At 67.9% G+C, this 10,946-nt stretch carries 9 protein-coding genes; 8 read left to right on the forward strand and 1 reads right to left on the reverse strand.

Going from position 1 to position 10,946, the window contains the following annotated elements; all coding sequences use genetic code 11:
* Nucleotides 1-588, forward strand: a 588-nt coding sequence (locus J1C47_RS21535; protein WP_207352871.1) for a response regulator, incomplete at its 5' end; no start/stop codon positions are given.
* 52 nt (nt 589-640) lie between these two features.
* Here the strand turns inward: J1C47_RS21535 and J1C47_RS21540 are convergent.
* The gene (locus J1C47_RS21540) at nt 641-2,008 is read right to left on the reverse strand and encodes an aminotransferase (protein WP_207352872.1); all 1,368 of its coding nucleotides are present in this window, start codon (nt 2,006-2,008) and stop codon (nt 641-643) included.
* Between the two features lie 489 nt (nt 2,009-2,497).
* Between J1C47_RS21540 and J1C47_RS21545 the strand changes: the two genes are divergently transcribed.
* The 7 genes from J1C47_RS21545 (at nt 2,498) to J1C47_RS21575 (ending at nt 10,941) form a co-directional block, all read left to right on the forward strand.
* A complete protein-coding gene (locus J1C47_RS21545; RefSeq protein WP_245396738.1) occupies nt 2,498-3,973 on the forward strand; it encodes an aldehyde dehydrogenase in 1,476 nt (491 codons plus the stop codon).
* A 124-nt stretch (nt 3,974-4,097) separates the two neighbouring features.
* Nucleotides 4,098-5,093, forward strand: coding sequence for an NAD(P)-dependent oxidoreductase (locus tag J1C47_RS21550; RefSeq protein ID WP_245396731.1), 996 nt, complete (start codon nt 4,098-4,100; stop codon nt 5,091-5,093).
* A gap of 186 nt (nt 5,094-5,279) precedes the next feature.
* A complete protein-coding gene (locus J1C47_RS21555; protein ID WP_207352874.1) occupies nt 5,280-6,446 on the forward strand; it encodes an extracellular solute-binding protein in 1,167 nt (388 codons plus the stop codon).
* Nucleotides 6,447-6,622: 176 nt separating this feature from the next.
* Nucleotides 6,623-7,705 carry an ABC transporter ATP-binding protein gene (locus tag J1C47_RS21560; protein ID WP_207352896.1) on the forward strand — a complete coding sequence of 361 codons (1,083 nt, stop codon included), beginning with the start codon at nt 6,623-6,625 and terminating at the stop codon, nt 7,703-7,705.
* Nucleotides 7,702-8,706 (forward strand): ABC transporter permease, encoded by a 1,005-nt coding sequence (locus tag J1C47_RS21565; RefSeq protein ID WP_207352875.1) that lies wholly within the window; start codon nt 7,702-7,704, stop codon nt 8,704-8,706. The genes J1C47_RS21560 and J1C47_RS21565 overlap by 4 nt, the downstream gene beginning before the upstream one ends.
* Entirely contained in the window at nt 8,703-9,575 is an 873-nt protein-coding gene (locus tag J1C47_RS21570; RefSeq protein ID WP_342592036.1) for an ABC transporter permease, read from the forward strand. Before J1C47_RS21565 ends, J1C47_RS21570 begins: the two co-directional genes overlap by 4 nt.
* A gap of 37 nt (nt 9,576-9,612) precedes the next feature.
* Nucleotides 9,613-10,941 (forward strand): FAD-dependent oxidoreductase, encoded by a 1,329-nt coding sequence (locus J1C47_RS21575; protein ID WP_207352876.1) that lies wholly within the window; start codon nt 9,613-9,615, stop codon nt 10,939-10,941.
* The last annotated feature ends 5 nt before the right edge of the window (nt 10,942-10,946 follow it).

The following is a 10,946-nucleotide window of genomic DNA, read 5'->3' on the forward strand; positions in this document are numbered from 1 at the left end:
AAGGGAACCGGGCTCGGCCTGTCGATGGTCCACGGCTTCGCGGCGCAGTCGGGCGGGCGCTTCGCGCTCGAGAGCCAGCCCGGCGCCGGCACCACCGCCGAGATCTGGCTGCCGGTCGCCGCCGCTGCGCGCGAGCTGAGGGCGCCGCAGACGCCGGCGCCGCGACAGCCGGTCTCGAGCCCGGCCCTGACGATCCTCGCGGTCGACGACGACGCCCTGGTGCTGATGGGCACGACGGCGATCCTCGAAGACCTCGGCCATCGGGTTCTGGAAGCCTCGTCCGGGACGAAGGCCCTCGAGATACTGGAGGACGAGCGGGTCGATGTGGTCGTCACCGACCAGGCGATGCCCAACATGACCGGGCTTCAGCTGATCGCCCGGATCCGCGAGCGGCATCCCGCGATGCCGGTCATCCTGGCCAGCGGCTATGCCGACCTTCCGGCGAGCGCCGAGCGGGACGTCCAGCGGCTGTCGAAGCCGTTCTCCGAACGCCAGCTCGCGGAGGCGATCGCCGCGTCGCTGGCGACGGCCAAGGCCAGCAACGTGACGTTCCTCAGCAAGGAAAGAATGCGCCGCGACACTGTCTGAGGATCGGGCGGCGGAACGTTGCCGCCGTTCCCTGTCGCTGCGAGGGCGTCGGCTACAGCTCCGCCGCGACGTCGTCGAGCGCGTGCCTCAGGCGCGCGAACATCTCCCTGGTCTCGGCCTCGGTGATGATCTGCGGCGGCGAGAGCGCGATGCGGTTGCCGATCAGCCGGGTGATGAGGCCGTGTCCGCGCGTCGCCGCGTCGAGCCGCGGCATCACGTTGAGGCGCGGATCGTGCAGCGCCTTGCTGGCCTTGTCGGCGACGATCTCGACCGCGCCGATCAGGCCGACGCCGCCGGACGCGCCGACGAGGGGATGGTCTTCCAGCTCGGCGAACCCCTGCAGGAACGTCGGCTCGATCGCCTTCACATGCCCGACGAGATCCATTTCCTCGTAGATCGTCAGGACTTCCGAGGCGACCGCGCAGGCGACGGGATGCCCCGAATAGGTATAGCCGTGGGTGAAGCTTCCGAAGCGGTCGCTCTGTTCCAGCATCGCCTCGAACACCCGGTCGGCGATGATCACCGCCGAGATCGGGATGACGGCCGCCGACAGCGCCTTGGCCGAGCAGATGAGATCCGGGCGGATGCCGTAGGTCTGGCTGCCCCACATCTCGCCGGTGCGCCCGAAGCCGCAGATCACCTCGTCGGCGACGAACAGGATGCCGTATCTGTCGAGAACCGCCTGGACCTTCTGGAAATAGCCGGCCGGCGGCGTGATGACGCCGCCCGAACCCATCACCGGCTCCGCCCAGAAGGCCGCGACCGTCTCCGGCCCCTCCTTCAGGATCAGGGCTTCGATCTCCTCGGCGAGACGGGTCGAGAACGCCTCCTCGCTTTCGCCGGGCTCGGCGAGGCGGTAGTGATAGGGCTGCGTGACGTAGAGAAAGCCCTCGAAGGGCAGCCCGAAGCCCTGGTGGAAATTGTCCTTGGCCGTCAGGCAGGAGGTCAGCGTTCCGGTGCCGTGATAGGCCTGGCGCCGGGAGATGATCTTGCGCCGCTGCGGCTCGCCCCTGGCATGCCAGTAATACCAGACCAGCTTGATCGCCGTGTCGTTCGCTTCGGTGCCGGAGGACTGCAGCAGCACCTTGTCCATGCCTTCCGGGGCGATCGCGGCGAGCTTGGCCGAAAGCACCCCGGCGGCCGGCGTGCCCGAGCCGCGGAAGTTATGGTAGTAGCCGATCTCGGTGATGGCCTTCCGCGCCACCTCGGCGAGACGCTCGCTGCCGAAGCCGAGCGACGCGCACCACAGCGCCGCGGCGCCTTCGATATATTCCTTGCCCTCGTCGTCATAGACGTGGATGCCGCTGCCGCGCACGAACATCGTCGGCCCGAGGGCGAGATGGGCGCGCAGATTGGTATGCGGGTGCACCTGATGCGCGGCGTCGAGGGACGCAGCGGAATCGCGATTGGAAATGTGCATGGGTTGCGGCTCGTCCTGGGGAATGCCGGAAGAAGCGGGGACCGGTCATTTCGTAGAATAGAATGCCATTGCTCCCAACAGAATTCATTTCGTCGCCCTCGTCAAGCGGGAAGACGCCGGCCTCGCCCTGGATGCGCCTGCCGCTTCAGCCGTGGGCACGGTCGGCCGACGGCCCTGGCCACTGATACGAGATCCGCTCGATCAGAGCGGGGCTCGTATCAAGCCCGCGCGGCGAATGAGCGTCTTTGTTTCCGGCATCACGACGTGATCTGCCGGAAACCGTCTGAGTTCATGCTTGTCCGGGGTTCGTCGCAGCGAAATTCGCGGCCGCGCCGCCGCGGGCGCTTGAATTTCGCCGGCGACAGTATTCTAATCGTCAAAATGGCGTTTCATCTGTTGGAACGATAGGGATCCCCGGTCCCTCGCCGGGAGCGCCGGGCGTTCCCGGCTTCAACGCCCGAAGGCCGCTACGAAGGACATCCCATGGGTCTGGAGACACTCGCGAACTTCATCGACGGCGCGTTCTGCCCGCCCGTCGGCGGCGCCTATTTCGAAACCGACGATCCCTTCACCGCCGAAGCCTGGGGCCTGATCCCCCGGTCGGGCGCGGAAGACGTCGACAGGGCCGTCGCCGCCGCGCGCCGGGCCTTCCGGGAGGGGGCATGGCCGGCGATGACGCCCGGCCAGAGGGGCGCGGCACTGCACCGGATCGCCGAGGCGATCGCCGAGAACGCGGAGGAACTCGCCCGGATCGAGGTCCGCGACAACGGCAAGACCTACAAGGAGATGCTGGCGCAGGTGAAGCGGATTCCGGACTGGTACCGGTTCTTCGGCGGTCTGGCCGACAAGATCACCGGCGCCGTCCTGCCTTCGGACAAGCCCGGCCACATGAACTACCTCACCCGCGAGCCGCTCGGCGTGATCGCGATGGTGACGCCCTGGAACTCGCCGCTGATGCTGCTCGCCTGGAAGCTGGCGCCGGCGCTCGCGGCCGGCAACACGGCGGTGGTCAAGCCCTCGGAATTCACCTCCGCCTCGGCCCTGCGGTTTGCCGAGCTCGTGGCGGCGACCGGCCTGCCGTCCGGGGTGCTCAACGTCGTGACCGGCCTCGGCTCCGAGGCAGGGGCGGCCCTCGTCGGGCATCGCGACGTCGCCAAGGTCGCGTTCACCGGCGGCGTCGGCGGCGGGTGCTCCGTCTATTCCGCCGCCGCGGTGGGCCTCAAGCCCGTCAGCCTCGAACTCGGCGGCAAGTCCCCGAACATCGTCTTCGAGGACGCCGATCTGGAAATGGCCGCCCGCGGCGTCGTCGCCGGCATTTTCGGGTCGGGCGGCCAGAGCTGCGTCGCCGGCTCGCGCCTCCTCGTGCAGCGCGGCATCCACGACCGGCTGGTCGCCCGGATCGTCGAACTTACCGGAAAAATCAGGCTCGGCGATCCGATGTCGCCCGACACCGACATCGGCCCGGTCGCCACCCGCCCGCAGTTCGAGCGGATCATGACCTGCATCGGCTGGGCCAAGGAGGACGGTGCCGCCGTCGCGACGGGAGGCTCGCAGGTTCCGGATCCGAGCGGCGGACGAGCCCTCTTCGTCGCGCCGACGATCTTCACCGGCGTCAGAAACGACATGCGGATCGCGCAGGAAGAGGTCTTCGGGCCGGTGCTGTGCGTCATCCCCTTCGACGACGAGGCCGAGGCGGTGGCGATCGCCAACGATACGAGGTTCGGGCTCGGGGCGGGGCTCTGGACCCGCGACGTCGCGCGGGTCCATCGCGTCGCCGCGCGGCTTGAGGCGGGGACGGTCTGGGTCAACACCTACAAGATCACCTCGCATCTGTCGCCCTTCGGCGGCTACAAGGCCTCCGGCCTCGGCCGCGAGGGGGGCATGGAGATGATCGGGGGCTATCTCCAGACCAAGAGCGTCTGGCTCAACCTGACCGACGAGGTCGCCTACGGTTTTCCGCTCTAGTGGATCGAATTTGACGTTCGAGTCCCGCTCGGGAGAGGCGTCGTCCCGAATGTCACATCACGGATTTGAAGCGTGACCTTTCGATTCCGGCATGGGCCGATCGGTCATCACGGAGCGGAAGAAAATGCCGGATCCGGACCATGAGGAGCGCGGCAGGATGCCGGATGGGCCGAACCGGCCCGGCCCGGTCATCGTCAACCAGATCGATGCCGCTTTCTCCCGGGTGCTGGCCGGCCATCGCAGCCGGCCGCGGGTGATCGAGCATTTCGATGCCGAACGGCCGTGGACGCTTCCGGAAAGCGCCGAGATCCTCGTCACCAGAGCCATGGGCGCCTGGCGGTCGACGCCGGGCGACTGGACGCCCCCGCCGCGGCTCGCCTGGGTGCAGACCTATTCGGCCGGGGTCGACATCTATCCGCCAGCCCTCATGGCCGGCAGGCTCGTCACCTGCGGGCGCGGCCTCACCTCCCCGCAGATCGCCGAATACGTCCTCGCCGCCATCCTGAGGTTCGAGAAGCGGCTGGACGAGGTCCGCGCCCGCTCTCCCGCCGACTGGATAGATCGGGAGATCGGGGCGATCGAGGGCAAGTGCCTGGGCCTTCTCGGCTACGGCTCGATCGGCCGCGAGGTCGCGAGGCGGGCCGCCGCCTTCGGCATGGAGATCCGCGTCTGCCGCAACGGCCCCTGGACGTCGGACGACCCCATCGTCCGGCCCTGCGCGAGCCCTGCGGAACTGGTCGCGCTGGCCGACCATCTCGTCCTCGCGGTCCCTTCGACGCCGGCGACCCGCGGGATGGTCGATGCGGGGCTGCTCGGCCAAGCGAGGCCGGGCCTTCATCTCGTCAACGTCTCGCGCGGTGCCGTTCTCGACCACGACGCGTTGCTCGCGGCGATCGACGCCGGCCGCATCGCCGGCGCGACGCTCGACGTGACGGCGCCCGAGCCGCTGCCCGCCGGTCACCCGCTCTGGACCCGGCCGGGCGTGCTACTCACGCCGCATCTTTCGTTCAAGGGCGGCCGCGAGGCGGAGCGCTTCGCCGCGAGGGTCACGGCGAATATCGACGCCTATCTCGCCTCGGCGCCGATGCAGGATCTCGTCGATCAGAGACGCGGCTACTGATCGGCGGATCGGGCCCCGCCGGCTGCTTGACTCACTTTGCGTGAGCGGCTAGCATTCTACTCTGTAGCAAGTCATTCCAATAGATAGAACAACGTGTGTCGACGGCCAGCGGGCTTCGGGCGGCAGACGAATGCTCGTGACGTCGGGCAGAGCGGCTTCGACGTGCGGCCAACACGGAGAGTGGAAATGGCGCAGGACGACATGAAGACCGGGACGGCACTCGTCGGCGAAGCGGCGCGCCGGTTTTCCCGAAGAATTCTCTTGAAGAACGCCGCCGCGCTCGGCGTCGCGGCAGCTTCGGGCCCGCTCTACGTCAAGCGCGCCTTCGCGAGCTCGGGCGAGCTCAACATCCTCTGCTGGACGGACGAACTGCCCGATCCGGTTCTCAGCGACTTCAAGGCGGCGACGGGCATCACCGTCAAGAAGACGCCCTTCTCCTCGAACGAGGAGCAGATCAACAAGATGCAGGCGACGCTCGGCCAGGGCTTCGACCTCTGCATGCCGTCGTTCAACCGCGCCAAGGACTTCCAGTTTCTCGAGGTGCTGAAGCCCTTCGACGAATCCAGGATCGATGCCTCCGCCTACCTGCCGTCGCTCCTGAAGGCCTCGTCCGATCTGTGGACCTGGGACGGGCTCTACCATCTGCCGCATGTCTGGGGCACCGAGGCGCTGGCCTGGAACACCGACGCGAACAAGCTGACCTATGCCGATTCCAGCTACGGGCTCCTGTGGGATCCGAAATATGCCGGCAAGGTGGAGATGCGCACCTATTCCGGCCTGCTCGGGCTGGGTCTTTGGATGGACGCGACCGGCAAGCTGTCGACCAATCGCATGCTCGACAGCTACAAGGACGAAGCGACCATGCGGAAGATCTACGACGAGCTGACCGCCTATGCGGTCGCCCACAAGAGCCAGATCAGGCAGTTCTGGGACAGCACCGACAGCATCCAGGCCGGCTTCCGCGAGAATGGCTGCACGATGGGCCAGACCTGGGACGGTCCGGTCAAGGCGATGATCAAGAACGGCGAGCCGATGGTGTTCATGGCGCCCAAGGAAGGGGCGCTGACCTGGATGGACGGCTTCGCTCTTTCGACCGCCGCCGAGAATCTCGACGAGGTCTATGCCTTCCTCGACTACATCGAAAAGCCCGAGGTGGCCGGCAAGATCGCCGCCTTGTCGAATTACAACGCGGTGATCAAGGGCGCCGACGCCTTCGTCCCGGAGGCCGACAAGAAGCTGTTCCGCGCTTCCTATCCCGAAGACTCGCTGGACAAGCTCTGGTGGTATCCGCCGGCTCCCGCCTGGTTCAACGCCATCCGCAACCAATATGCCGAGAAGTTTCAGGCGGCCTGATCGCGGCGAAGCCGCGCGCGACGGCCCGGGACCGGGGCGCCGGGGCCGCCCCGGTCCCGGGCGCGGCCTTCGCGCAGGCGGCACCGTGCCTGTCTCGCCTTTTGCCGATCCCGCAAAGCCGGTTTCATTCGCACTGCTGAGGCGGACACCGCCGAGGGGCTGAAGCTTAGATGGCATTGACGACTGCAGTCGAGTTCGAACGGGTCAGGGTCGACTTCGGCCCCTTCACGGCGGTTCACGAGACCGACCTGGAGATCGGCAGCGGAGAATTCTTCTCCTTCCTCGGTCCCTCCGGATGCGGCAAGACCACGCTGCTGCGGGCGATTTCGGGTTTCGTCGAACCCAGCTCGGGCCGGATCCGCATCGGCGGCGCCGACATGGCCGGCGTCGGACCGAACAAGCGCCCGACGGCGCTGATCTTCCAGAATCTCGCACTGTTTCCGATGATGTCGGTGGCCGAGAACGTCGGCTACGGCCTGCGCGTCCGCGGCGTGGCGCGGGGGGTGCGGCAGGAGAAGGTCGGGCGGCTGCTCGACCAGGTCGCCCTCAGCCAGCACGCCGACAAGAAGGTCAGCGAACTATCCGGCGGCCAGCGCCAGCGCGTGGCGATCGCAAGGGCGCTCGCCGTCGAGCCGAAGGTGCTGCTCCTCGACGAGCCGCTTTCGGCTCTCGACCTGAAGCTGCGCCAGCACATGCGCCGCGAGCTGCGGGAGATCCAGCAGCGCGTCGGCATCACCTTCATCTACATCACCCACGATCAGGGCGAGGCGCTGACCATGTCCGACCGGATCGCCGTGATGAATGCCGGCCGGATCGAGCAGGTCGGCGACGGGCGGACGATCTACGCCCATCCGCAGACGCCCTTCGTCGCCTCCTTCGTCGGCGAGACCAACGCGATCCACGGCCGGGTCGCCTCGGTGTCCGGCGAGCTCGCCACCGTCGACACGCCGCTCGGCCCGCTCACCGGGCGCAACATACGCCACCTGTCGCCGGGCGCGACGGCGACGCTCTTCGTCCGGCCCGAACTCGTCCGGCTCAGCGCCGCCGAAGGCGACTGCAGCATCCACGGAACGCTCAGCGAGATGGCCTTCGAAGGCAGCATGACGCATCTGACGCTGCGCACGCCCACCGACACCCGGATCGCCGCCATGCTGGTCGCCGCCGATCTCAGCCGGTTGCCGGGCGAGGGCGCGCCGCTGACCGCGTCCTTCACGCCGGCGAGCGCGGTGGTCCTGCCGGAAGCGGCGCAAGCGGCATGAGCAACATCGAAGTCACCTTCGTCTCCACCGCGCTGCTCCTGACGGCGTTCCTGCTGACCGTCCGGTTCGACCGTCGGCCGGGGGAAAAGCGCCTCGGCTTCTTCCGGCGCAACGGCCTCGTCGTCGGGCTCTATCTGATCCTCTGCGTCGCCTTCTGGTGCATCGTGACCTTCGTCATGCCGATGGTCTACATGGTGGACCTGTCCTTCCACCCGAAACTGCCGCCCTCCATGGCCGGCGGGCCGGAGGACGTCTTCACGCTGGTCAACTACCGCATGCTGCTCTTCGGCAGCCCGACGAGCACCGACGAATGGAACTGGCTGCATCTGCGCAGCTTCTTCGGCACGATCGGCATCTCGATCGCCCTGACCTTCTTCAATTTCGCGGTGAGCTATCCGATCGCCTACTACATGGCGCAGTCGGCGTCGGTCTCGCGGCTCAGGGTGATCGTGCTGCTGCTGATCATTCCCTACTGGGTGAACGACATCCTGCGGGCCTTCGCCTTCCGCATCCTGCTGTCCTACAGCGGCTTCATGAACAGCCTGCTGATCTGGCTGGGGATCACCGACACGCCGGTCGACTTCATCGGGGCGAATGTCGCGCTCTATCTCGCGCTGGTCTATTCGAACTTGCTGATCATGATCTTCCCGCTCTACAACGCGATCGAGGCGCAGGATCACAACCAGATCGAGGCGGCACGCGATCTCGGCGCCTCCTGGTGGCACATCCACCTCTTCGTGGTAATGCCGCACGCCAAGCCCGGCATCGCCTCGGGCATGACCCTCTCCTTCATGCTGATGGCCGGCGCGATCGCCACGCCGCTCGTCCTCGCCGGGCCGCACTCCCTGTGGTTCACCCCGATCATCTACGACCGCTTCTACCAGCTGTTCGACTGGCCGCAGGGCGCGGCCTATGCCATCGCGCTTCTCCTCGCGTGCATCCTCTTCGTCCTCGGCGTCATGAAGATCACCGGGTTGAAACTCGGGGAGATCACCAAGTGACCGGCCGTCTGCTCAACCGCGCGATCGTCTGGCTGTATTTCCTCTCCTTCTTCGCCTTCCTGCTCGGGCCGCTGCTGGTCATGGGCGTCTCGGCCTTCAACACCTCGACCTATCCGCGGGTCTGGCCGATCGAGGGCGTGACCCTGCACTGGTTCGAGGCGCTGGCGAGCGACGGCCCGCTGCTCGAAGGGCTGCGCACCAGCGTGGTGATCGGCTTCTTCGTGGTGGTGCTCTCGGTGCCGCTCGGCCTTGCCGGCGCCGTCGTCATGACCCAGCTCTTCCGCTCGGCCAGGTCGTTCTATTACTTCGTCGCGGTCGCGCCGGTCCTGACCCCGGGCATCATCATCGGCATCGCCACCGTCGTCTTCTGGCGGGACTTTTCCGGCTTCGCGCATCTGCGCGGCACTCTCTACAACGGCACCGTCCTGACGGTGCTGGCGCAGTCCAGCTTCATCTCGTCCTACTGCATGCTGATCATCATGGCGCGGCTCCAGCGCTTCGATCTCGATCAGGAGGAGGCCGCCCTCGACCTCGGCGCCTCCTATTCGCAGGTCTTCCGCCACGTGCTCCTGCCGTTCCTGCGGCCGGCCCTCCTGTCTTCGGCGGTGCTGGCCTTCCTCACCTCCTTCGAGAACTACAACGCCACCACCTTCGCCATCCTGGCCGACAAGACCATGACGACCGTGCTCGCCGCGCGCGTGCGCACCGGCACCTCGCCGACGATCAGCGCGCTGGCCACCGTCATCGTCTGCCTGACGATCCTCGCGACGCTGCTCTTCGAATGGGTGAAGCGCCGCGACGACCGCCGCCGCAACGCCCGCCTGTCCGCCGCGCGGGCGGAAGAGGCTGCGGAACTGGCAACTCCGTAACGGCCCCAGGGATACGTCTCGAACGAAAGGAAGCCCCGTGTCGCCTCGCCTCGAGAGCGTCCGCTCAGCAAGCGTTCCGCCGAAGACCGCCGACGTCGTCGTCGTCGGCGCCGGCATCGTCGGCGTCTCGGCGGCCCTGACGCTGGCCGAGCGCGGCAGTTCGGTCGTCGTCGTGGAGAAGGGCGTCGTCGCCGGAGAGCAGTCGAGCCGCAATTGGGGCTGGTGCCGCGAGCAGCTGCGCGCGCTGCCCGAACTGCCGCTGGCGATGCGCTCCATGCAGCTCTGGCGCGGCATGAGCGCCAGGATCGGGGGCGATTCCGGCTACCGCGAGACCGGCATGATGGTCGTCAGCAAGGACGAGGAGGAGGTCGAGAGGTGGCGTGCCTGGCTCGATGCGACCGCCGCCTGCGGCCTTCAGGGCGGCATCCTGTCGGCCGCCGAGACGAGGAGCATGCTGCCGGGCACCGCCGAGACCTGGATCGCGGCGATCCATTCGCCGACGGACGGCTGGGCCGAGCCGTCGATGGCGACGCCGGCCATGGCCCGCGGGGCGCAGAAGAAGGGCGCCGTCATCGTCGAGAACTGCGCCGTCCGCGGCTGGGAGACGGAGGCCGGGCGCGTCGCCCGCGTCGTCACCGAGAAGGGCACGATCCGGGCGGGCTCGGTGCTGGTGGCGGGCGGCGCCTGGTCGGCGATGCTGCTGCGCCGCATGGGCGCGGCCTTCCCGCAGTCCGGCGTCTATGCGAGCGCCTTCCGGACGGAAGCCGCGCCTGAGGTCTATGCCGGCGGCGTCGGCAGTCCGCGCTTCTCCTTCCGGCGGCGCATCGACGGCGGCTATACGATCGGCATGCGTGGCAGGGGCCGGGTCGATCTCACCCCGATGGGCCTCATGCGGGCCCGCCAGTTCATGCCGCTGTTCTTCCGGCGCAAGGGCGAGCTGACGCTCGGCCTCGGCCGCTCCTTCTTCGAGGGGCCCTTCGCCCTGCGGCGGTGGCGGCTCGACGGGCGCTCGCCCTTCGAGGCGCAGCGGATCCTCGATCCCGCGCCGGATCCCGCGCTGGTCGAAGCCGGCATGGCCGCATTCCGCGCGGCCTATCCGGCAATGGCGGAGATCGGCGTCAAGGAGAGCTGGGGCGGCCTGATCGACGCGACACCCGACATGGTGCCGGTGATCGGCCCGGTGCCCGATCGGCCGGGCGTCTTCCTCGCCAGCGGCTTCAGCGGCCACGGCTTCGCGCTCGGGCCGGGCGCCGGCTGGCTCGCCGCCATGCAGATCCTCGGCGAAGCGCCGGGCATCGACGACCGCCCCTTCCGCTTTTCCCGCTACGACGAGGGACAGCCGCATCCGGCTCATCACTGGATATGAACGCG

The organism is Jiella sonneratiae (genome assembly GCF_017353515.1).
Taxonomy (GTDB): Bacteria; Pseudomonadota; Alphaproteobacteria; order Rhizobiales; family Rhizobiaceae; genus Jiella; species Jiella sonneratiae.

Coding starts and splice junctions, on each gene's coding strand:
- J1C47_RS21540 (WP_207352872.1), bottom strand. CDS start 2,008: ATGCACATTTCCAATCGCGATTCCGCTGCGTCCCTCGACGCCGCGCAT.
- J1C47_RS21550 (WP_245396731.1), top strand. CDS start 4,098: ATGCCGGATCCGGACCATGAGGAGCGCGGCAGGATGCCGGATGGGCCG.
- J1C47_RS21555 (WP_207352874.1), top strand. CDS start 5,280: ATGGCGCAGGACGACATGAAGACCGGGACGGCACTCGTCGGCGAAGCG.
- J1C47_RS21565 (WP_207352875.1), top strand. CDS start 7,702: ATGAGCAACATCGAAGTCACCTTCGTCTCCACCGCGCTGCTCCTGACG.